Source organism: Dyella silvatica, assembly GCF_026283955.1.
Classification (GTDB): domain Bacteria; phylum Pseudomonadota; class Gammaproteobacteria; order Xanthomonadales; family Rhodanobacteraceae; genus Dyella_C; species Dyella_C silvatica.
In genome coordinates this window covers 1-23,049 of record NZ_JAPDPE010000091.1, presented here as the reverse complement: position 1 = coordinate 23,049, position 23,049 = coordinate 1, and the positions used below count along the sequence as shown (strand labels likewise).

Annotated in this window: 13 protein-coding genes and 1 pseudogene; 7 read left to right on the top strand and 7 right to left on the bottom strand. The window is 62.3% G+C overall.

Annotated features, from left to right (window positions below; all coding sequences use genetic code 11):
* Positions 1–2,188: pseudogene (gene hrpA / locus OUZ52_RS16500) on the bottom strand (ATP-dependent RNA helicase HrpA); the annotation flags it as partial.
* Positions 2,189–2,308: 120 nt separating this feature from the next.
* Here hrpA and OUZ52_RS16495 point away from each other — a divergent pair.
* From OUZ52_RS16495 to OUZ52_RS16480, 4 genes are all read left to right on the top strand, one after another.
* Positions 2,309–2,776, top strand: a complete 468-nt coding sequence (locus tag OUZ52_RS16495) for a Dps family protein (protein ID WP_266159636.1) — start codon at positions 2,309–2,311, stop codon at positions 2,774–2,776.
* 491 nt (positions 2,777–3,267) lie between these two features.
* Complete coding sequence (locus OUZ52_RS16490) at positions 3,268–5,787, top strand: glycosyltransferase family 2 protein (RefSeq protein ID WP_425493866.1); 2,520 nt, start codon at positions 3,268–3,270, stop codon at positions 5,785–5,787.
* Positions 5,788–7,055: 1,268 nt separating this feature from the next.
* Positions 7,056–8,822 carry an autotransporter assembly complex protein TamA gene (locus tag OUZ52_RS16485; RefSeq protein ID WP_266159634.1) on the top strand — a complete coding sequence of 589 codons (1,767 nt, stop codon included), beginning with the start codon at positions 7,056–7,058 and terminating at the stop codon, positions 8,820–8,822.
* 76 nt (positions 8,823–8,898) lie between these two features.
* The gene (locus OUZ52_RS16480; RefSeq protein WP_266159633.1) at positions 8,899–12,648 is read left to right on the top strand and encodes a translocation/assembly module TamB domain-containing protein; all 3,750 of its coding nucleotides are present in this window, start codon (positions 8,899–8,901) and stop codon (positions 12,646–12,648) included.
* Between the two features lie 48 nt (positions 12,649–12,696).
* On the opposite strand, the gene OUZ52_RS16475 is transcribed toward OUZ52_RS16480, so the two are convergent.
* On the bottom strand, positions 12,697–13,074 hold the full coding sequence (locus OUZ52_RS16475; protein ID WP_266159632.1) for a YfeK family protein: 378 nt from the start codon (positions 13,072–13,074) through the stop codon (positions 12,697–12,699).
* A gap of 634 nt (positions 13,075–13,708) precedes the next feature.
* Here OUZ52_RS16475 and OUZ52_RS16470 point away from each other — a divergent pair.
* From OUZ52_RS16470 to OUZ52_RS16460, 3 genes are all read left to right on the top strand, one after another.
* Complete coding sequence (locus tag OUZ52_RS16470) at positions 13,709–15,793, top strand: M13 family metallopeptidase (RefSeq protein ID WP_266159631.1); 2,085 nt, start codon at positions 13,709–13,711, stop codon at positions 15,791–15,793.
* Positions 15,794–15,918: 125 nt separating this feature from the next.
* Complete coding sequence (locus OUZ52_RS16465) at positions 15,919–16,410, top strand: DUF4019 domain-containing protein (protein WP_266159630.1); 492 nt, start codon at positions 15,919–15,921, stop codon at positions 16,408–16,410.
* Positions 16,411–16,481: 71 nt separating this feature from the next.
* Positions 16,482–16,616: a hypothetical protein gene (locus OUZ52_RS16460; protein WP_266159629.1), complete on the top strand. Its 135-nt coding sequence runs from the start codon at positions 16,482–16,484 to the stop codon at positions 16,614–16,616.
* Positions 16,617–16,691: 75 nt separating this feature from the next.
* Here OUZ52_RS16460 and murD read toward each other — a convergent pair whose 3' ends face one another.
* The 5 genes from murD to OUZ52_RS16435 all read right to left on the bottom strand — a co-directional run.
* Positions 16,692–18,050, bottom strand: coding sequence for a UDP-N-acetylmuramoyl-L-alanine--D-glutamate ligase (murD, locus tag OUZ52_RS16455; RefSeq protein ID WP_266159628.1), 1,359 nt, complete (start codon positions 18,048–18,050; stop codon positions 16,692–16,694).
* Positions 18,051–18,145: 95 nt separating this feature from the next.
* On the bottom strand, positions 18,146–18,556 hold the full coding sequence (locus OUZ52_RS16450; protein ID WP_266159627.1) for a cytidine deaminase: 411 nt from the start codon (positions 18,554–18,556) through the stop codon (positions 18,146–18,148).
* 6 nt (positions 18,557–18,562) lie between these two features.
* Positions 18,563–19,909, bottom strand: coding sequence for a UDP-N-acetyl-alpha-D-muramoyl-L-alanyl-L-glutamate epimerase (gene murL, locus OUZ52_RS16445; RefSeq protein WP_266159626.1), 1,347 nt, complete (start codon positions 19,907–19,909; stop codon positions 18,563–18,565).
* Positions 19,910–19,960: 51 nt separating this feature from the next.
* On the bottom strand, positions 19,961–22,576 hold the full coding sequence (locus OUZ52_RS16440; protein ID WP_266159625.1) for a bifunctional aspartate kinase/diaminopimelate decarboxylase: 2,616 nt from the start codon (positions 22,574–22,576) through the stop codon (positions 19,961–19,963).
* A gap of 118 nt (positions 22,577–22,694) precedes the next feature.
* On the bottom strand, positions 22,695–23,049 hold a 355-nt coding region (locus OUZ52_RS16435), incomplete at its 5' end, for a hypothetical protein (protein ID WP_266159624.1).

The window sequence follows — 23,049 nt, the reverse complement described above, 5'->3', positions numbered from 1 at the left end:
CTTCGACCAATGCGCATCACGGCAGGCGCTGCGCAATAAATGCGCCGCCTGCTGCTCGATCCATGCCGGCTCGATGCGCGCGCACATCATGCCCCAGACCTTGCCGCCGATATCGAGGATCTGCGTGGCGAAGATCCAGTTCGGCGGCAGCTTGGACAAAGCCGAGCCCGGGAATACCTGGAAGCGGCGCTCGCGCGTGCTGAGGTAAATACCCTTCTCGTCTTTGCGACCGACCTGGGTCGGCAAGCCGGCCAACAGGCTGCGATGCACGCTCTCATACAGACGATCGGCGTCGTTGTTGTCGGGCACGGGGAGCGGGGAACGGGGAACATGAGCGTCACCGTTGCCCTTATCCTTGCTGCTCTTCGTAGCGCTTTTGTTGCCACTTCTGTTGTCCACCGCCGCTTTGGGTGGCTGCGACGTCAATGCGTCCCGTTCCCCATGCCCCGCTCCCCAAATCTCCTGCGTCACCAGCAACAACTGCCGATGCAGCTCGCGCCACTCGCGCATACGCATAAAGCTGAGGAAGTTTCGCGAACACCAGTCGCGTAGTTTCGACTGGGTCAGCTCTTCGTGCACCGCGTGATATTCGCGCCACAGGTTGAGCACACCCATGACATCGGATTTGGGATCGACAAAGGCCGCATGCTTCGACCAGCATGCGCGCCAGCTGCACGTCGATCGGCAAGCGCGCCAGCATGCGGCCAATCGCGGTAAGCCGGCGCTGCTCGTCGATCGCCGAGATTTCCGCCAGGCGCCGATAACCGTCGGCAACGACGCGCGGATCGGGGGCTTCGAGAAAGGGAAACTCGTCCACCTCGCCCAATTGCAGCGACAGCATGCGCAGAATCACATTGGCCAGCGACGAACGCAGCAGCTCGGGGTCGGCAAACGCGGCGCGGCTGGCGTAATCAGCCTCGTCATACAAGCGATAGCAAATGCCGGGGCCGACGCGGCCGCAGCGACCTTTGCGCTGATCGGCGGCGGCTTGCGAAATCGGCTCGACGTGCAGACGCTCCAGCTGGCTGCGCTGGCTATAACGCTTGACCCGCGCCTGCCCGCTGTCGACCACATAGCGAATGCGCGGCACGGTCAGCGAGGTCTCCGCGACATTGGTCGCCAGTACCACGCGTCGCTTGGTGCCCGGCTTGAACACGCGATCCTGATCGCCCGCGGACAAGCGTGCATACAGCGGCAGAATCTCCGTCTCGCGATATTGCCGGCGCGACAACAACAAATGCGCATCGCGGATTTCGCGCTCGCCCGGCATGAAGATCAGCACGTCGCCGCGCGGATCGTCATGGCTGATTTCATCCAATACCGCGGCCACGTGCTCGGCGCTGCCCTGTTGCATATCGCCGGCGCGCTGGCCACGCCGCGCGGCCAGCTCATCCAGCGAGCGCCAACGCACTTCCACCGGATAGGCACGGCCCTCGACCGAGACCACTGGCGCGCCATCGAAATGCTCGGCGAAACGTGCCGTGTCGATGGTGGCCGAAGTCACGATGATCTTCAGCTCCGGCCGTTTAAGCGCCAGCCGCTTCAGATAGCCGAGCAGGAAATCGATATTGAGGCTGCGCTCGTGCGCCTCGTCGATGATGATGGTGTCGTAGGCGCTCAGCCAGGGATCGCCCTGCGTCTCGGCCAGCAGGATGCCGTCAGTCATGAACTTGATCAGGCTTTGCTCGGAGACCTGATCGGTAAAGCGCACCTGAAAGCCGACTTGATCACCAAGCTGCGTGCCCAGCTCCTCGGCCACCCGGCGTGCCACCGAGCGCGCGGCCAGGCGGCGCGGCTGGGTGCAGCCGATCATGCCCGCCTCGCCACGGCCGGCGGCCAGACACAGCTTGGGCAACTGGGTGGTCTTGCCAGAGCCGGTTTCACCGGCAATCACTACGACCTGGTTTTCTCGAATCAGCTTGACGATGTCGTCGGCGCGCGCGGTGATCGGCAGCGATTCATCCAGCCGGATCGTTGGCTTGGCCGCCAGGCGAGCGCGGCGCCTGGCCGCGGAGATGTCGATGTCGGCCTTTAGCGCCGTGAGCTTTTTCTCGTCGGCCTTGCGCGACAACGCCCGCCAACGGCCGAGCAAACGGCCGAAATCGCGGCTGGAAACGCCATCCAAGGCCTTGCGCAGGGTGCGCAACTGGGCCTCGGGCGTCATCGATGAAGAGGATACGTTACTCATGGGACTGCACATGATAGCCGCACACTATGGCCGACATTGGCAAGATGCATTTCCCCCTGCCGGCCCAGCCCGTTAAGCTCGACCACGTCTCTCATCTACACCACAGGTAAGGAGCACTTCATGGCCGTCTCCATCGGTATCCCCAAGAAAGAGCGCGAACAAATCGCCAAGCACCTCTCCAAGCTGCTTGCGGACACCTACTCGCTCTACCTGAAAACCCATAGCTTTCACTGGAACATCACCGGCCCGCAGTTCAACAGCCTGCACACGATGTTCGAAACGCAATACAACGAACTGTGGCTGGCCGCCGATGAAGTGGCCGAGCGCATCCGCACCCTGGATGTGTTCGCCCCCGGCTCCTACAGCCAGTTCGGCAAGCTCACCTCGATCAAGGAAGAGTCCGGCGTGCCGGACTGGAAAGAAATGGTCAACCAGCTGGTCGAAGGCCACGAGATCGCCGCGCACACCGCGCGCCAGACGATTAAGGCCGCCAGCGGCGCGGGTGACGAAGGCAGTGCCGACCTGGTCACCGGCCGCTTGAAAGAACACGAAAAGACAGCCTGGATGCTGCGTTCGCTATTGAAGTAAACATTCACCTATCCCCCTGCATGCAGGGCCGCGGGAGCGGGCGCAACGCGCATGCTCTCGCGGCCCTTTTTGTTATTGACCGGCGCAGCGGCTCGGGCGCCTCGACGGGTATAGCGGGCAAGATGCTCCTCCCCGCTCGCACTGGCGACCCGCCCCGGTGTTGCGCTGGCGGCTAAGACCGGGCCATGCGCGACAATTCCCGGCACGGGTCTGCAGCTCAAGCCGCCCCGGCTCATACAGGCATCCCTGGACGGTGCCCGAGGCCGGTCCGGCAACACGCACAAAACCCAGCTGTAGCCTCAACGCCTGACCTGAGGCTGACCACCGCAGACGGTCTTTATTGAGCCAATCGCCCAGCGTTAGTAAGCTCGCCGGGCTTTCAGGCCTCGTGTGAGGCGGCCACGGGGATCGTTTTGAGCGTTACACCAGTCAGTCCAGATAGCCGGAATCCTCGGCTTGCAGCCATCCTGCTCGCGCTCGTCGTGGCTGCCATGAACATTGGCCTGTGGTGGTGGAGCAACCTCCCAAACGGCCCCGACGACTGGAAGGGCCCGATTGGCGGCTTTGCGCTTTCCGCGTTCCAGCGCTACCAGAACCCGTTGAAGCTGGACTTTCCCAGCGATGACGAGATCAACAGCGATCTCAAGCTGATCAGCCAGTACAGCCCGCGCATCCGCACGTACTCGATGCTGGAGAATTCGCAGGTCTATCGGCTGGCCGACAAAAACGGCCTGAATGTGCTGGCCGGTGCCTGGATCGACAACCGCCTGGACAACAACGAGAGGGAGATCGAGGCGCTGATTGCCCAGGCGCGCCGCTACCCCACCTCGATCAAGCGGGTCATCGTCGGCAACGAGGTGCTGTTCCGTAACAACGTGACGCCTGAGCAGCTGATGGCCTATGCCGACCGCGTGCGCGCGGCGATCAACCAGCCGGTGTCGATCGCCGAGCCCGCACATATCTGGGCGAAGAACCCGGAACTGGCTGACCACGTCGACTTCATTACGGTGCATCTATTCCCTTATTGGAACGGCATCGCTCGTAAGGACGCCATCGGCGATGCGCTCGGCAGCTACAACACGTTGCGCCAGATGTTTCCGAATAAACCGGTGGTGATCGGCGAAATCGGCTGGCCTTCCAACGGCAACCGCTTCAAGTACGCCGATCCGTCGGTCTCCAACGAAGCACGTTTTCTGCGCGAGTGGTTCAACAAGGCCAAAAAGCTAAACATCGATTACTACGTGATGGAGGCCTTCGACCAGCCGTGGAAAGAACAGCTTTCCGGTCGTACCGAAGCCTACTGGGGCATGTTCAGTGCCGATCGCAAGCTGAAATTCCCGTTCACCGGCCCGGTCACCGAGGACGTGAAGTGGCCGTGGAAGGCTTTCGCCGCCAGCCTGCTGGCGCTGCTGCCGATGATCTGGTTCGCGTACAACTTCCGTCGCTTCAAACTGATGGGCCGCTTCTTCTTCGCCGGCCTGATCCAGCTGGCCTGCGGCTTGATCGTGTGGTCGGCCACGTTGCCCTTCAACTATTACCTGAGCTGGATCGACTGGACCATGCTGGTGCTGTTGTTCCCGGCGCAGATCGCGATCCTGGCGATTCTGCTGATCAACGGCTTTGAATTCACCGAGGTGCTGTGGCGGCCGCGCTGGGTACGTCACGCCGGCATGCTGCGCCCGGACCCGCCGGAGAAACAGCCGTTCGTGTCGATCCATCTGGCTTGCTACAACGAGCCGCCGGAAATGGTCATCGTCACGCTCGATTCGCTGGCCGCGCTGGACTACGTCAATTACGAAGTGCTGGTGATCGACAACAACACCAAGGATCCGAATGTCTGGAAGCCGGTGCAGGAGTATTGCGAGAAACTCGGCAAACACTTCCGCTTCTTCCATCTGGAACCGTGGCCTGGCTACAAGGCCGGCGCGCTCAATTTCGGCCTGAAAGAAACCGACCCGCGCGCCGACGTGGTGGCGGTGATCGACGCCGACTACGAAGTACGCGCCGACTGGCTGGCCACGCTTACCGGCCACTTCCACGACCCCAAGGTCGCCGTGGTGCAGTGCCCGCAGGCGCACCGCGAGTTCGAGCACAACACCTTCCGCCGCATGACCGCGTGGGAGTACGACGGCTTCTTCCGCATCGGCATGCACCACCGCAACGAGCGCAACGCCATCATCCAGCACGGCACCATGACCATGGTCCGCCGCTCCGCCCTGGAAGGCACCGGCGGCTGGTCGGAATGGACCATTTGCGAAGACGCCGAGCTGGGCTTGCGCCTGATGCATGCCGGCTACGACCTGGTCTATGTCGACGAATTGATGGGCAAAGGCCTGACCCCCGCGGACTTCAAGGCCTACAAGAGCCAGCGTTATCGCTGGGCGTTCGGCGCCATGCAGATTCTCAAAGGCCGCTGGAACTGGATGACCAAGAAGGGCCCGCTCTCCGCCGGCCAGCGCTTCCACTTCCTTACCGGCTGGTTCAGCTGGTTCGCCGACGCCCTGCATTTGCTGTTCACCCTGATGGCGATCTTCTGGACCGCCGGCATGGTCGCCTTCCCCGCCTTGTTCAATCTGCCGATGCAGCTGTTCTTGGTGCCGGTGATCGGGTTCTTCTTTGCCAAGGCGATCTTCGGCATCGTGCTTTACCGCGCCCGCGTGCCCTGCAGTTGGTATGACACGCTGATGGCCTCGCTGGCCAGCATGGGTTTGTCGCATGCGATTGCACGCGGCATTTTGCACGGCCTGACCCGCGAGAAGACTTCGTTCGTCGTCACCGCCAAGAGCCGCCGCCTCGGCGGCAGTAACTTCGCCGCCTTCGCACCGGTGCGCGAAGAGTTGTTGATGGCTAGTGCGTTGCTGTTCTGCGTGATTGGTATGGCGGCGAATTACGGTACGCAGTACATCGAGGGCATGCTGTGGATGTTTATTCTTGCTGCGCAGGCGATTCCGTATGTATCGGCGGTGGTTGGTGCCTGGATTGCGCATAAGGCTGGGGATAAGGCGGGTTGAGTGCTTGCGAGGGAAGGATCGAGGGTGATCCTTCTCGGTGTGGGGCTTGGCTTGTTTGTTGTGATAGCGCGAACTGGTTCGCCTGCGGCGGGCTTGCTCGCTTGCTTGCAGTGATAGCGCGAACTGGCTCGCCTGCGGCGGGCTTGCTCGCTTGCTTGCGGTGATAGCGCGAACTGGTTCGCCTGCGGCGGGCTTGCTCGCTTGCTTGCGGTGATAGCGCGAACTGGTTCGCCTGTGGCGGGCTTGCTCGCTTGCTTGCGGTGATAGCGCGAACTGGTTCGCCTGCGGCGGGCTTGCTCGCTTGCTTGCGGTGATAGCGCGAACTGGCTCGCCTGCGGCGGGCTTGCTCGCTTGCTTGCGGTGATAGCGCGAACTGGCTCGCCTGCGGCGGGCTTGCTCGCTTGCTTGCGGTGATAGCGCGAACTGGCTCGCCTGCGGCGGGCTTTCGAACCCCTGCCGGGGTCCGAGTCACTTTTCTTTGCGTGCTCAAAGAAAAGTAACCCAAAGAAAGAGCACCCCCATGCCGCGCTCTACGGGCATCCTGCCCTGCGAGTGCGTGAGGCCAGGTCGGGCTTTTCGACAGGGCTCCTGCCCTGGCGAAAAGGCATCGACGTCCCTGTCGATGCCCCTGCGGGCCTGTCGACCAGGCCTCACCGCGGCAAAGGGGGCCCAACAGCAGCGCGCGTCCTGCGCGCACTCGGGTGCGACTGCATGCAGTCGCCGAGAAGGAAAGGGTTTGTTGCCGTCACGCTGCACTGCTTTGGCTTTGGCTGTTGCCATTGCTCTCGCTTTTGCCTTTGACCTTCGGGGCCCCTGTGCGTCGGTGAGGGCTGGACGATCAGGCCCGTAGGGGCATCGACATGGACGTCGATGCCTTTTCGCCAGGGCAGGAGCCCTGTCGAAAAGCCCGGCCAGCCCTCACGCACCCGTAGGGCGACAAGCGGGGTTGGCCTTTCTTTGGGTTACTTTTCTTTGGCCACGCAAAGAAAAGTGACTCGGACCCCGGCAGGGGTGCGAAAACACGCCGCAGGCGACCAGCTCGCCACACAACACCAAACCAGCGCGCCCCCACAAGCACAAACATCAACACTCATTCACACACACCATCAGGCCCCACCAAACCAAACTCCCCCTCCATCACATTTAGGAATCGTCCGACCCCTCAACGCCCCCCGGTACATTTGCGGTCAACGTTCAGCCCGGTAAGCTGCAAACCGAATGAACTTGTTCAACGAGTCCATTATTCCCTTAGTAGACGGAATCTACGGATGCGCCGACAACGACGCCCTGGCCTGATCACCCTACCCCTGCTGCTGTTTCCCGTCTGGGCCCATGCCGGCGTGCAACTGACCGTGGATGGAGTGGATGACACGCTCAAGGCGGCGGTCGTGGCCGGCGTCGAGTTATCGCAATATGCCAATCGCGAGGTCAGTGAGGCGCAAGCACAGCACTTGTATACGCGTGCCGCCGAGCAGGTAAGGTCATCGTTGCAGCCGTACGGTTATTACGACGCCACCATCGAAGGCAACTTGCAACAATCCGGCAAAGACTGGCGTGTCACCTTGCATGTAAAGCCGGGCGAGCCGGTAAAAGTGACCCAGGTCGAGGTCAAACTGGCCAAAGAGGCGCTCGATATTCCCTCGGTTCGCCGCGCCGAGCGCGCCATCGAGCGGTTGAAAGACCAGCCGCTCAACGATGGCAGCTATGACGCCGCACGCGATGCATTGAGCAGCAGTCTCACTGCTCGCGGCTTTCTCGATGCCAAGCTTGTCACCCACCGAGTCGAGGTCAGTCGCACTACCCGCAGCGCGGTCATCAAACTCGAATGGGATATCGGCCAGCGTTATCGCTATGGTCAGGTGCTGTTCGATGGTTCGCAGTTTCGCGAGGGTTTTCTCACCCGCTATGTGCCTTTCAAGCCGGGCGACTATTTCGATCAAGACCAGCTATTGCAGTTGCAGCAGGCACTGAACGGCGCCGATTACTTTTCGGTGGTCAATGTGCAGCCCGACATCGATGCCAAGAGCCATGGCAAGGTCAACGTAAAAGTCGAGCTGGCGCCGGCCAAGCGCACCATTTATACCGGCGGCCCGTTTATCGGCACCGATACCGGCGTGGGTGTGCGCGGCGGCATGGAACGTCGCTGGATCAATGCGCGCGGGCACAAATGGAAGAACGAAATCGTGCTGGCGCAGCGTTTAAAAACCTTGTCCACCACCTACTCCATTCCGATGCCGGGCAGCGACCAGCGCAGCTTCAATTTCGGCGCGAATTATCGCGATGCGAACACCGATACCTCCAAGTCGCGCACGCTGGAATTGGTCGGCAACGAAACCCGTCTTTGGTACGGCTGGACCCGCACCATCGGCCTGCACGCGTTGTCAGGCACCTTCACGGTCGGCCAAAAGGGCGGTGAGAGCACTAACACGCTAGGCATCGAGCATGGCCGCAGCACCTTGTTCTATCCCGAGGCTTCGTTGTCACGCAAAGAGGCGGACAACCCTACGTTTGTGCGCCGCGGCTGGTCTGTCAACATCACTGCACGCAGCACCGTCGGCACCTTGTTGTCGGACACGCGCTTCAGCGATCTCACCCTCGATGCCAAATGGATTCGCGCGTTTACCAAGCGCGACCGGCTGATCTTGCGCGGCAGCGCCGGCTTTACCTGGACCAACGATTTCAGCGCGCTACCGCCGCAGTTGCGCTTCTTTGCCGGCGGTGATCGCTCGGTGCGTGGTTACGGCTTTCAAACGATCGGCCCGCAAAATGCCTTTGGCCGCGTCATCGGCGGCAAAAACCTGTTGGTCGCCAGCACCGAGGTAGAACATTACTTCACCAAGAACTGGGGCATGGCCGCTTTCGTCGATGCGGGCAATGCCTTCGACGGCGTCGATTACCGGCCGAAGGTCGGTGCCGGCCTGGGCGTGCGCTGGTTATCGCCGGTAGGCATGATCCGGCTCGATCTGGGCACGCCAATTAACGACAAGAACAATCACGGCATCAATCTGCATCTGGTGATCGGACCGGACCTGTGAACATGCGCAGGGAGAACCGCCAGAAAAACATGCAGACCGCACGAGGCCACGACTTCGCCGTTAAGGATGTTGCGCGATGAAAACCTGGATCAAGCGTATCGCTATCGCCCTTGGCGTATTGCTGTTACTGCTGGTGGCAGCCTTGACCTGGCTGCTTGGCACCGGCTCGGGCCTGCGTTTCGCCCTGGCTCGCGCGCAAGGCTTCACCCATGGCGCGCTTAGCGTGCAAGATGCGCAGGGGCGCTTGATAGGCCCGCTACAGTTGAAAGGTGTGCGCTATGCCGATGGCCGTGGCCTCGATGTCAAAGTGGCCAGCGCCGAACTGGATCTGCGCGTATGGCCACTGCTGCGCAAGCGCTTGCATATCGTCAACTTGCAAACCGACGGTATCGATGTAGCACTAGCCAAGCCGGCCGCCGACGAACCGCCTAGTGAAAGCAGTTTTTCGCTCAAACCGCCGATGGACTTCGTCATCGACCGCGTGCACGTCGGCAAGGTGAATGTTCACCAGGAAGATAAGCCGGTGTTCCAGAGCGACAGCCTGGATCTGGCCGGTCAATGGACCTCCAAGGGTCTTCAGCTGAAGACGCTGGTACTGCGCGCGCCACAAGGCCATGCCGATCTCGATGGCACCCTGGCCATCGGCGCCAACCAACAGGCTGACGGCGCCGCGAGCTTTGCCTGGACAGTTGCCGACGTTGAATACGCCGGCAGCGTGGAAGCCCACGGCAATGGCCGGCAGGTGAAGGTAGATTTCAAGCTGCTCCAGCCGATGGTGGCGCAGCTTGAACTTAACGTGGCTCAAAGTGCTGAATACGCCTGGACGGCCAAACTCGACGCACCGAGTTTCAATCCCAAACCGTTGCTCGGAAGCAGCTCACTGACCGCGCTGGCGGTTGCGCTGCAAGGCAGCGGCGATCGCCATGGCGGCACCCTCAACGGCCAACTCGGTCTCAACGATTATCAACTGCGGCTGCAACCGCTGCAGGCGCGCTTCAGTGACGATTTCCACACCTTGAATCTGCAGCAGCTCAGTCTTGCCTCAGCGCAGATCAAGGGCAGCGTAAACGCCAGCGGCACCGTGCAGCTTTCGGCCCAGCCCATCAGCGCCGAGCTGCACGTCAGCTGGCAGGATCTCGCCCTGCCGGCCAGCGTGGCCGGCCAGGATCTGCTCAGCCGCGGCAGCTTGAAAGCCAAGGGCAGCGCCGACCAATTCCATGCCGAAGGCGATATCGATATCGGCCCCCCTGGCAAGTTGGCCAAGCTGGCGTTGAACCTGGACGGCACGCCGCAGGCGATTGCCTTGCACAGCCTCGGACTCAAGCAAGCCCAAGGCAATCTGCAAGCCAACGGCACGCTCACCCTGCAACCGACGCTGGGCTGGCAATTGCAGATCAACGCCAACAAGTTCGATCCCGGCCAGTTGTTCGCCGGCTGGAGTGGCGCACTGGATCTCGACATCGCCAGCAACGGCAGCCTGCCCAAAAACCAGCCCGATGCAGTGCTCGACCTGCGCAAGCTCGGCGGCCGCTTGCGCGATCGCGACCTGAGCGGCCAGGGCAAGCTGCACCTCAGCCCCGATCAAGTCATCGACGGCAAACTCGAACTCAGCTCTGCCAGCAGCAAGGTACGAATCGAGGCCAAGCCCGGCAGCAGCAACGATATCGGCATCAACCTGGCCATCGCCTCACTCGGCGACTGGCTGCCCGACGCGGCTGGTGCCTTGAACGGCGATTTTCGCGCCCGTGGCAAACCACCTAAGCTCGCCGTGACTGGCAACCTGCAAGGCCAGGCGATCCGCTATCAAGAACAAAAGATCGATAGCCTGCGCCTGACCGCCGATATCCCCGACATCAGCAACCCTGGCGGCAAGCTGGATCTACAAACCAGCGGCGTGGGCGCGGGCGGGCTTAGCTTCCAAAGCATCAACCTGCGCGGTGATGGCACCGCGGCGCGGCATAACCTGCAGCTGACCGCGCAGGGCAACGAGCTTTCGGCCGAGATAGCACTCAATGGCGCACTCAAGGGCACCGCCTGGAACGGCACGCTATCTACCTTGAATCTGGAACCCAAGGGACTGCCACGCTGGCGCCTGCTGCAGCCGGCGCAGCTGAGCTATAACGAGGGCGCCATGAGCCTGTCCGAGCTTTGCCTGAGTGCCGGCACGCCGCAACTATGCGTGGCGGCGAAGCAGGATAAAGCCGGCAACCTCGACGCCAGCTACCGCTTGCAGCAGCTGCCGCTGGCGCTGTTGATGAGCGCGGCATCGGCCAACATGCCGATGCGCGGCGACGGCGTGCTCGACGGCAACGGGCAGATCCGCCGCAGCGCCGCTGGCGCGCTCAATGGCACGGCATCGATCACCTCCAGCCAGGGTTCGCTGACCTATCTTGAGCATCCTGAGCACCCCTTGCTGGCCTATCGCGACCTTGCATTGAATGCCGAGCTCAGCCCCAGCAGTCAGCGCGCGACACTGCGCGCTAACCTGGGCGATGGCGGTCAGATCGACGCCCGCGTAGGCATCAGCGGCGCGCAACAGGCGCTTGATGGGCAGATCGAGCTACGCATCGCCAACCTCGGTTTTATCGAGTTGCTGACCAATGAAATCGCCAATGTCAAAGGCGCCATCGACGGCAATTTCCGCCTCGGCGGCACCCTCAAGCAACCGGCCATCACCGGTCAGGCGGCCGTGCGTGGCTTCGCTGCCGAAGTACCCGTGGCCGGGCTCAAGCTCAACGACGGCGCCTTGACCCTGAGCACCACCGATGCGCAGCAGTTTCGCATCGATGGCGGCGCCCGCTCCGGCCAAGGCAATGTAGCGATCAATGGCCTGGCCAGCCTCGGCGAAAACGCGCAAGCGCGGCTGACCATCAAGGGCAGCCAGTTCACCGTGGCCGATATTCCTGCCGCCAAGGTGGTGGTCTCCCCCGACCTGCTGATCACGCAAGACGCCAAAGGCATCGATGTCAGCGGCGCAGTCAACCTCGATAGCGCCGATGTCGATGTCTCCAAATTGCCGGGCGCCGGTGCTACCCGGGCATCCTCCGATGTTGTGCTGGTCGACGAAAAGCAGCAAGAGCAGCAAGCCTCCAAGCTGCCGATTACCGCGCAGGTCAAAGTGGACCTCGGCAACAAAACCCACCTGGTCGGCCTGGGCCTGGACGGCAAACTCTCAGGCGTACTCACCGTCAGCGAGCGCCCCGGCCGCAGCACTACCGGCCAGGGCCAGATCACCGTCAATGGCATCTACAAAGCCTATGGCCAAAGCCTGCAGATCGAGCAAGGCCGCCTGCTATTTGCCAGCACGCCTATCGATAACCCTGGCCTGGACATCCGCGCCGTACGCAAGCTCAACCCCAATGCGACCATCGACGAGGGGCAGAAAGTCGGCCTGTATGTCTCCGGCACCGCGCAGCGGCCGGTACTTACCGTGTTCTCCAATCCAACGATGGAACAATCGGACGCACTCTCTTACCTGATTACCGGCAAACCGCTGTCGCAGGTCAAAGGCGGCGAAGGCAACATGGTCGGCGCCGCCGCGCAGGCATTGGGCTCGGCCGCAGGCGATTTATTGGCCAAGAGCATTGGCTCCAAGATCGGCGTGGACGATATCGGTGTGTCCACCAATGAGGCACTCGGCGGCACCTCGGCCTTCACCGTGGGCAAGTACCTCTCACCGCGTCTTTACCTGAGCTACGGCGTCGGTCTGTTCGAGCCCGGCCAAGTCATTACCTTGCGCTACAAGCTCAGCCACCGCTGGAATTTCGAGGCGCAGAACGCCACCGACTTCAATCGCGCCAGCTTGAATTACCGCTACGAGAAATAACGGGCCACGCAGCAGCCATGCGCTGCTGCGGCCAAGCATCTTCAACCCCTAAGGCGTGACCTGGCGCATTCGCTGTAACTCCTGCCGCAACCAATCGGCGGAGGCCAGTTCGTGACCATCGCAACGCACCATGTACGGTTTGCCGCTCATGCTGCTGGTGCTGGCCGCGCGGGCGATGAAATCTTCGGCGGAATCGATCAACTGCTTGCGTTGCAGATAATCGAGCTTGGTCTTTAAATGATCCTGCGCACTTTTTGCATCGTAGTCGCTGCCGTTACGGATAAAAGTGCAAGTACTGCTGCCGACGAAGGTCAGCAAGGCGGTAACTTCTTTTTGCCCCTGTGCATTGAGCGCCGCCCACGCCGGATGGGCCGCGCAGACAAGTAACAGCGCACCCAGGGATATCGCTCCAACCGTCCTGCCCATCTCAGCTTCCTGACGTGATTGTGGTTAGCCTGGCAACGCCAACGCGCTGCGAGCCGCTAGGAGGCTACATGAAAACCGATGCCGCTATTAAGGCATAACGGCCGCTATCCCCCGGCGAGCGAGCAGAAGCTCAAGCGTGAGGCACGCCTCTTATGCGGGTGAAAAGCGCAACCTGAGATTCCCGCTCAATCAACACCTATGCCCTAGGCTTTAGATGGGCAACAGGGTGCGAGCCCGGGGCATGGGGCATCAGCAAAAATGGATGCAAAGCGTCGAAGGGCCCGGGCTGGCGTGCCATCCAGCCAAATCCAGCATGCGCCCATCGAAGTGCTGGCGGCGTGAACTACCTAGGGCCTGTTCACGCTATTCGCGTAGCCCGCGCCGGGATCTGTTTGCGCGCAGGGCAAGGAAGAGTGAGGGAGTGTACGTCCGTACACGACCGAGCGATGACGCCGCCCTGCGGGCAAACAGACCCGGCCCTTCGGGTTGTCGCTGAGTGGCTGCCAGGTGGCAGCCACTCAACGACAACGCGGGCTACGCTAATAGCGTGAACAGGCCCTAGCCCATTGGTCATGCACACAAGGCCGTGATCTTGGGACTATCTTGGGCGCCTCTTTCACGCCTGGGGACAGTTATGCAGCGATTTCGATGGATTCTGACGGCAGCAGTGCTTGGCAGTGCAACCAGTTTGGCTGCGGCAGACGCGCCCAAGCCAGCGCCAGCCTCAGCCGCCGGCAAGAGCAACTCGTCAGGCGTGGATTTCGCCGGCATCGACAAGGCGGTCAAGCCGGGCAACGATTTCGACGGCTACGTCAACGGCCTCTGGCGCAAGACCGCGGTGATTCCCGCCGACCGCTCCAGCACCGGGATCTTTTTGCAGGTCTTCGAGAAAATCGAGAAGCGCAATGCCGAGCTGATTCGCGATGCCGGCAAGGGCAACCCGGCGGCGGGATCGAATGCACGCAAGATTGCCGATTACTATGCGGCGTATCTGGATGAAGCGACGATCGAAAAGCATGGTCTGGATCCGCTCAAGCCGCAGCTGAGCAAGATCGACGCGATCAAGTCAGCGACCGATCTGGCCCGTGTCCTGGGCGGCGGCCTGCGCACCGATGTCGATCCGGTCAATGCGACCAACTTCAGCACCGCAAACCTGTTCGGCCTGTTCATCACCCAGGGCCTGGAAGATACCTCGCATAACGTCGCCTATCTGCTGCAGGGCGGCCTGGGCATGCCCAGCCGCGACTACTACATCGCCGACGACAAAGAGATGGTGGCGTTCCGCGGCCAGTATCAGGCCTATATCGCCGCCCAGCTCAAGCTTGCCGGCATCACCGATCCTGAGACGAAGGCCAAGGCGATTTTTGCGCTGGAGACCAAGATCGCCCAGGCCCAGCTCAGCCTGACCGATAGCGAAGACGTGCATAAGGCGAACAATCCCTGGCCTGCCGCGTCGTTCGCCAAGACTGCGCCGGGCCTCGATTGGGCTAGCTATTTCGATGCCGCCGGCCTGGGCAAGCAAAAAACCATCGTCGCCTGGCAGCCGGACGCGATCCGCAAGCTGTCGGCACTGACCGCCAGCGAACCGCTGCAAACCTGGAAGGATTACCTCACCTTTCACACCATCAATCACAGCGCCGGCCTGCTGCCCAAAGCCTATGCCGATCTCAGCTTCGGCTTCTACGGACACACCTTGCAAGGCACGCCCAAGCAGCGCGATCGCTGGAAGCGCGGCATCGGCATGACCAACAACGACCTCGGCGATGCGGTCGGCCAGCTGTATGTACAGCGCTATTTCCCGGCGTCATCCAAGCAGCAAGTGCAGCAGATGGTGAGCAATATCCTGGCCGCCTTCGACGAGCACGTCGACACCATCGACTGGATGACGGCAGCGACCAAACAGAAGGCTAAGGCAAAAATCGAGACGCTGAAGGTCGGTGTGGGTTACCCGGAAACCTGGCGCGACTACAGCTCGCTGGATATCCGTAAAGACGACGCGCTGGGCAACCACCTGCGCGCCGAAGCCTACGAGTACCAGCACCAGCTGGCCAAGCTCGATCAACCGGTCGATCGCGGCGAGTGGTGGATGACCCCGCAAACGGTTAACGCGGTCAACCTGCCGTTGCAGAACGCGCTGAACTTTCCGGCGGCGATTCTCGAAGCGCCATTCTTCGATCCCAAAGCCGATGCAGCGGCCAACTACGGCTCCATCGGCGCGGTGATCGGCCACGAAATCAGCCACAGCTTCGATAACACCGGCGCCGAATTCGATGCCCAGGGCCGCCTCGCCAATTGGTGGACGCCAGAGGATCAGGCGCATTTCAAAGCGGCCGGCCAGCGCTTGGTCGAGCAGTACAACGCCTATGAGCCGCTGCCGGGCCTGCACGTCAACGGCCAGCAAACGCTGGGCGAAAATATTGCCGATGTCTCTGGCCTGGCGATTGCCTACGCCGCTTATCAAAAATCGCTTAACGGTAAACCCGCACCGGTGCTCGACGGCCTCACCGGCGACCAGCGCTTCTTCCTGGCCTTTGCACAATCCTGGCGCACCAAGACCCGCGATGCCGCAGTGCGTCAGCAACTGGTCGCCGATGGCCATGCGCCGGGCGAATTCCGCGCGCAAACCGTGCGCAATATCGACGCCTGGTATGACGCGTTCAAACCGGTGGCAGGCGAGAAGCTTTACCTCGACCCGAAGGCACGCGTGAAAATCTGGTGATGACGAGCGTTTCAGAACCACGCTGAAAAGCGGCGACCCAGCGGTGACGGAACACCGCTGGCGTCGGGCAGCATGCTAACGTTGCTCGCGCACGGCGGCCGTGTCCGCCTTTCAGGGAGCCCATCATGCTCGTGAAGTTCTTGCTGCCCGCCCTCTTGCTCAGCACCGCCGTTGCCGCCAACGCACAGCAGGCGGCGAAGGCACCCGCCCCCACCGCCCAGGCAGCCAACACGCTGACGCCCGAGCAACAAGCCCAGCTGGCGAAACAGAATCAACAAATGGCCCAGGCCGCGACCCAGGTGGCGCAGCAGATCGATCAGAACCAGGCCGGCGACATCTGGGACGGCGCATCCACCGTCGCCAAGAGCGTGGCCACCCGCGACGCCTTCATCAAGCAGGCAGCCACTGATCGCAAGACCCTGGGCAGCGTAAAGACCCGCACGGTCGAGGCAGTAACGCGCACGCAATCGAACGGCCAGAAGATCCCCGCCGGCGAATATATCAACGTGGTCTTTGCCACCACCTTCAGCAAAGAAGCCCAACCCGTACGCGAGCTGGTTTCGTTCCATCTCGATGGCGACAATACCTGGCGTCTGGCCGGCTATACGGTGCACTGATCCGCAATGAGATAGCGGCGACGCCGACGGCGCAGCCGCCGTGCCGGCGACGCAATCGCGCCGCTACGGCCATGAGCGCCATCTCGCTGGCACGATGGAAATCGAGCGGCTGGATGCTGCTCATGCTGCTTGCATCGCCGACGGCATGGCTGGGCATGACGATGCCGGCGAACAGCTACCTCGATATCGTCCGGACACGCTCGTGACCCGCGGTCACGGCGGCCAGCGCCAGTGCGCCACACGTCGGCGCGCATGGCGCTGGATGCTTCAAGCAAGACCCGTCAACGAATACCCAGGCCCTCGATGCCGGTAATAGCGTGGCCATCAAAACCGGCCAGCTCGGCGAAACGGCGACCGCGTTCGGTGTAGTCGTGAAACTGGTCGAAACTCGGGGCGCCGGGTGACAACAGCACATAGCCGCCCAGCGGGGTGAGTTCGCGCGCTCTAGCCACCGCAGTGGGCAGATCCGCAACCTGCTCAAGCGCGCAGTGCAATGGCTCGGCCTGCAATGCCGCCGCAATACGCGGGCCATTCGCGCCCTGCACCACGATGGCATGCGGTGGCTGCTGGCCCATCGCGGCAGCCACCTCGGACCAATCCACGCCGCGGTCATGGCCGCCCAGAATTACCGTCACCGCCTGCCCCCGCAGACTGTTCAACGCCGCCAGCGTGGCCTGTGGCGTGGTGCCGATCGAATCGTTGACCCAATACAAACCATCGCGCTGGCCCAGCGGCTGCAACCGATGCGGCAAGGGGTGGAAACTCGCCAAGGCCGCTGCCGCCTTGACCGCGTCGTAGCCCATCAGCTCCAGTGCGCTAAGCGCCGCGCAAGCATTGAGCGCGTTGTGCTCACCGGGAACCGACAGCTCGGCCAGCGCAAATACCTTGCGGTCGGCACGGCAGATAAAACCATCGCGCACATGCCAGCCCTGCGGCTGGCCGAATAAGCAGCGCTGCGGGTAATCCGATGTTTTATCCAGCAGCGTCGCCTGCAAACCGTTCACCAGCAATTGCTCGGCGGCGTCGGCAAGCTTGAGTTTGTCGGCCACGTAGCGCTCGCGCGAACCGTGCCAATCGAGGTGCTCTTCGTACAGGCTGGTAATGACGCCCAATGCCAGCGGCCCGGCTTCGCCGGTTTGAAAGCTAGACAACTCGATCGCCCACAACTCGGCGGATTGGCCGTCCAATTCAAGCAAGGGCATGCCGATATTGCCGGCCAACGCCGTGCGTAGGCCCAGCGCGCGGGCCAGATGCGCCAGCAAGGCGGTGGTGGTGCTTTTGCCCTTGGTACCGGTAACCGCCACGACTCGTGCCTGCGGGTTTTCCGCAAACCACAATGCGGTGCCCGAGGTTACTTTTAGCCCCGCTTCGCGCGCTGCCAACAATGCCGGCTTGTACGCCGAAACACCGGGCGATTTCACCACGACATCGAAGGCAGCCAGGTCGATCGCATCCGGCTCGTGACCGTGCACGGTGAGTGCTGCATCGAAAGCCTGCGCCGACGCCAGCTCGCCTTCGCTGCAAAACAGCGTCAAGGGCAGCTGCGGCAGACGTTTGCGCAACGCCTTGATCGCCGCTTGTCCTTCGCGACCGAAACCCCAGATGGCGACGCGGCGATCAGCAAGCTCAACAATGTGCATCTGGGTCTACTCGAAGGCTAGGCGCTGGCAGGCGCTAGGCAAGGGTGAAAGGTGAAAATCCGCTGGCTATGGCGCCAAGCCAGTGTATCGATGGGCTAGCTGCCTGGCTCATCCCAATAAAACGGTCTGAGTTCTCTCAGTGTTCTGGATTGCCAGAAATGCCCTGGCCGCGTATCCGGCACGGCCACTTCCACATCCAGCCCCCAGAAAGCCAGACGCTCCTGGCAGATACCGCAGGCTGGAAGCACCTGCAGCGGGTCGGCTGCGGACTGTCGATACAAGCACACACTGGCGACGACCGCCTCGTTGATTTTATGGGCCTCGCAGATCGCCCCGGTTTCCGCACACAGACAAGCCGCATCGACGCGCGCTTCGGCGCTGACGCTGGTCAACACCTTGCCGCTCGCGGTTCGCAGCGCCGCAACCACTGCCTCTCCCTGCGGATAACGGTGGTTTGCCAGCGCCACCGCCGCATCGATTAAGGCCTGATCGAGTGGAAAGCCCATGCCCGATTACTGATCGATAGCGGCCAGCGCCGGGCGCAGGCGCGGCGGCACTCGATGACTACCGGCCGGCGCAAGCCATGGCTCCAGCGCCAGTTCGGCGATATCGATCTGCGGCAGGATTTCACTGCGGAAGCGCGCCACCAGGGCGTCTTCCTGCCATTCCGGCCGCTGGCTTAGCGCATACAAAGCCGCGCGCGCCTCAGCGCCCTCGCCGACGCATTCGAACGGCTTGTGATCCTGGTATTCCAGCAAGGCATCGAAGCCGGCGGCCAGGGTTTCGTCATCCAGCAGGTTGCGGCCAAAGATGGAAAGCAGGCGCGGCTTGGGCAGGAACGGCGCCAGCGCCAGAAACACGAAATGGCATTTCGGGCACTGCCCGCACCAGCGACCCGCCGGCTTGGGGCCAAGCAGTTTGAAGTTGCGATTGCAGCTGGAGAACACGTCGAAATACGGCGTGAGCTTGGCGAAGGCACGGGTCACCGCCAACTCCGAATACGGCCGCAGCAACGAGCAATAATCGAGATCGGCCGCGACATGGCTATGCAGCCAGTCACCCAGCAATTGCTCGAAAGCGTAGCCCTTGCTCCATTGGTGATTGACCTGCTGCCCTTCGTATTCCAGCGTGGCCACCGAAGCGGAGCGTTCGTTTGCAAACGCAATGCTGTCGTAGCCGTAGATGATCGCCGCCAGCGAGAGAATCGCCGAGTTCACCGCGGTAACCGGGATATGCCCGTTCCACGCGCCCAGGCGATTGAGCTCGAACAGGCCCGGCGCCAATTCACGCTGGATATTCAACGTCGGCAACCCGGTACGCGCCGCGCACGCAGCGATCAAGGCCGAATTGCCGACCCATACGGCGGTCGCTTCGCCGTCGATCGACTTGATCGCCTCCACCGCCACCAGGGAATCCTTGCCGCCGCCGATCGGCACCAGGCTGCGTTGCGGCAACCCCAGCTTGCCGACCGCCGGCTTGGCCTGACCGCCACGCGGAAACGCAATACGTCCGCGCAAATCCAGGCCGTTGCGATAGGCGAACTCGGCCAGCCCATGCAAATACAAAGCATCGAGCAAGTCGGCGGTGCTGTCGTCCAGCGGCTCACCGCTCACCTCGATCTTTGGTGGCACGCCGGCCTTGTAGTAGCTGACACCGGCAATCAGATGCAGCAAACGCAGCGCGGCGTTGAATGCGTCGGCACGCGCGGCGGGCACGACCGGCGCCTGCGGAAAGCGCACACGCTCGATCAACTCCTCACCGTCATCGAAGGCATAGACCAACTCGGCCACGCCATCGGCATAGCTTGAACGCACGAAACGAAATACCTGGGTCAGACGCGGTTGGATCACATTGCTCACTCGTCAAGTCTCTATGGCGCCGCCCCTCTCCGCACGGGGAGAGGGAGGCAATCAATCGATCACGATTTCTTCAGCCGCATCGCGCATGTTGTACTCCGAAGACATCACCTTGCCATAGGCACCGGCCTGGGCAATCAGCATGACGTCGCCCTCTTGCGGCTCCGGCAAACGGCGATCGGTACCCAGCACATCACCGCTCTCGCAAATCGGCCCGACGATCTGAAACAGACCGGTCGCCGGCTCGTCCAGACGCGTAAGGTTGACGATTTCGTGCCAGGCCTCGTACAGCGCGGGGCGGATCAAGCTGTTCATGCCGGTGTCGATACCCAGGTAACGCAAGGCGCCCTTGCCCTTTTGCTGGGTTACGCGGGTCAACAACACACCGGCGTCGGCCACCAGGTAACGGCCCGGCTCCATCCATAACTGGTAATGCGGATAAGCCGCCTTGACCTCGCGCAGCACCCGATCGAGCGCCGCGATATCCAGCCGCGCCTCTCCCGGATGCGAAGGTACGCCCAGACCGCCGCCGATATCGATAAAGGCGACGCTGCCGATGCGCTCGGCCAGACTGGCCAGCTGCGCGTACACCTCGCCCCAATGACCCTCGTCGAGAATGCCTGAGCCCAGATGCGCATGCAGGCCGCGCACGGTGACGCCATGGGCATCGGCCAGCCGCAGGAAGGCGTCGATCGACTCCACCGGCAAACCGAATTTGCTGCCGCTGCCGCCGGTGCGCACTTTCTCGTGATGCCCCAGCCCGCGGCCAAGATCGATGCGCAGCACGATTTCACGGCCACGGAACAGCTCGCCCCAATGCTCCATCGGGTACAGCGAATCGAGCGACACCGTGGCTCGCGTGGTCAACGCCCAGGCGTAGTCTTCGCGCGGCGCAAAGTTAGGCGTGAACAACAGCGGCGCCGACGCCGGCACTACCGCCATCACCGCCTTCAACTCGCCCGGCGACACGCATTCGAAACCGAAGCCTTCTTCGGCCAGCGCACGCAGAATGCTGGGATGGGTATTGGCCTTGACCGCGTAATGCAGCCGGTCGACCGCCGCCAGCGATTTCAGCTCGCGCGCTTGATGGCGCACGGTGGGCAGGTGGTAAACGTAACGCGGGGTTGCTTGGGCACCGAGCGCCAGCAGTTGCTGCCGCTGTTCGGTGCGCCACCATGCCGCTTCCGGCGCCGGTAGCTCACCGCTGCCGTACAAGGCCTGCCAGCTTGGACCGAACAAGGCGCTGTCGTCGGTGCGCAAGGCGCCCGCGGCAATCAGTAAATCATGCAGGTGCGGCAGCAGCTCATCGACCACGTTCTCATCCACCACGAAGGTGAGATTGAGATTGTTCGACGACTGCGAAATCAAATGAACCCGCAGCTGGCCGAACTCGGCCAGCACGCCAGACAGCGTATGCAGCATCGAGCGCATACCGCGGCCGACCATGGTCACCGCCGCGCAGGGGGCAATCACCTTGACCCGGCAAACCTTGGCCAGATCACTGGCCAGCGCAGCGATGGCATCGGAATCGAGCAGGTTTTCGGTGGGGTCGAGCGACACGGTGACATTGGTCTCGGCCGAACTGATCAGGTCGACCGACAAGCCATGCTGCTTGAACTGGGCAAACACGTCGGCCAGAAAGCCGACCTGCTGCCACATGCCTACCGACTCCATCGACACCAGGGTAATGCCCTTGCGCGCGCTGATCGCCTTGACGCTGGGCGCGTGCTCGCGCACCTCGGGGCCGATCACCGTACCTTCCAGTTCGGGCCGGTTGGTGTCCTTGATCAGCAACGGCACGCGCGGCTCGCGCAGCGGCGACAGGCAGCGCGGGTGCAGCACCTTGGCACCGGTGGAGGCGATTTCCTGGGCCTCTTCGTAATCCAGTCGCTGCAGTAACCGTGCCCCGGCGACCTGGCGCGGATTGGCGGTAAACATGCCGGCAACGTCGGTCCAGATTTCCACCCGCTGCGCTTTCAGCAAGGCACCGAAGTACGAGGCGGAAGTATCCGAGCCGCCACGGCCCAGCAGCACCGTGCGGCCTTGCGATTCGCGCGCGATAAAGCCCTGGGTAATGAAGACCTCGCCGAGTGCGGCCAGCCGTGCGGACAACGCCGGGTCGGGCTTGGCGTCGACCATCGCCGACAGCAGCTTGGTGCGCTCGTTCTGGTTGGGCAGCGCGACGGCGGCAAGACAGTCACGTGCGTCCAGCCACTGAGTGGGCAAGCCGCTATGGCTTAGAAAGGAGGCACCCAGCGCGCTGGACAACAGCTCGCCATGCGCTTGCACCTTGGCCGCCCAGGCCAGCTCGCCGATCGCGGCCGGGCCTTCCTCGGCCAATCGCGCCAAGTCACTCAGGCGTGCGGCGAGCGTATCGGGCAAGGCTAGCTGCATATGCTCAAGCAGCTCGTAGTGACGCTGGGTGATCGCCTTGGCCGCCTCGATACGTTTGCCCTGCTCGCCCTGAGCGCACATGTGTTTCAACGCGTCAGTCATGCCCGACAGCGCGGAAACCACCACCAGCACACGGGCGCCTTCGGCGCGGCGGCTGGCGACCAGTTCTTGGATGTTCTGCCAACGCGGCAGCGTAGCGACACTGGTGCCGCCGAACTTCATCACAATCCAGGGCTTATCAAGTGCGGGGGCGTCCGCAGGGGTTTGCAGGCTCACAGGTTCTTCGCGTCAGTCGTTAGGGTAGCGTCGGAGTGTTGCGCCGCAGCAGCAGGAATGCAATGGGATAGCCGCTAAAAGATTTGGACGTCCATACCTCAACAGCCGGCGGTCACGCTCAGTCTTGCTTTGCCTCGGGCAAGCTGGCTCGGCCATGCAGGTCGAAATCCGGTATCTCCGTCGCGGCCAGCCAGGCTTTTTTCTTGGTGTCATAGCGCAAGAAGTGGATGCCGTCCTGCTTGCGGATACCTACGTATTTGAACTGAAGCATGGTTACCTCGTCGGTATCGTCAGGCAGCGAAAGCGTCATCTCGGGCAGGGGTTTCAGCGTGGACTCATGGCCTGTCTGGCCCTGGCTCAGCTGGTAAAACTGCACCTTGCCGCCGGCGACCACCGCCGTCTTGAAGTACAGCAGGTCAAACGCGCAGTCGATCTTATCCGGCAACAGCGCGTCATATCTGGCGAACTCATGC

Coding starts and splice junctions, on each gene's coding strand:
- OUZ52_RS16450 (WP_266159627.1), bottom strand. CDS start 18,556: ATGGGCTTTCCACTCGATCAGGCCTTAATCGATGCGGCGGTGGCGCTG.
- OUZ52_RS16490 (WP_425493866.1), top strand. CDS start 3,268: ATGAACATTGGCCTGTGGTGGTGGAGCAACCTCCCAAACGGCCCCGAC.
- OUZ52_RS16460 (WP_266159629.1), top strand. CDS start 16,482: ATGAGCGCCATCTCGCTGGCACGATGGAAATCGAGCGGCTGGATGCTG.
- OUZ52_RS16485 (WP_266159634.1), top strand. CDS start 7,056: ATGCGCCGACAACGACGCCCTGGCCTGATCACCCTACCCCTGCTGCTG.
- murD (WP_266159628.1), bottom strand. CDS start 18,050: ATGCACATTGTTGAGCTTGCTGATCGCCGCGTCGCCATCTGGGGTTTC.
- OUZ52_RS16475 (WP_266159632.1), bottom strand. CDS start 13,074: ATGGGCAGGACGGTTGGAGCGATATCCCTGGGTGCGCTGTTACTTGTC.
- OUZ52_RS16465 (WP_266159630.1), top strand. CDS start 15,919: ATGCTCGTGAAGTTCTTGCTGCCCGCCCTCTTGCTCAGCACCGCCGTT.
- OUZ52_RS16470 (WP_266159631.1), top strand. CDS start 13,709: ATGCAGCGATTTCGATGGATTCTGACGGCAGCAGTGCTTGGCAGTGCA.
- OUZ52_RS16495 (WP_266159636.1), top strand. CDS start 2,309: ATGGCCGTCTCCATCGGTATCCCCAAGAAAGAGCGCGAACAAATCGCC.
- OUZ52_RS16480 (WP_266159633.1), top strand. CDS start 8,899: ATGAAAACCTGGATCAAGCGTATCGCTATCGCCCTTGGCGTATTGCTG.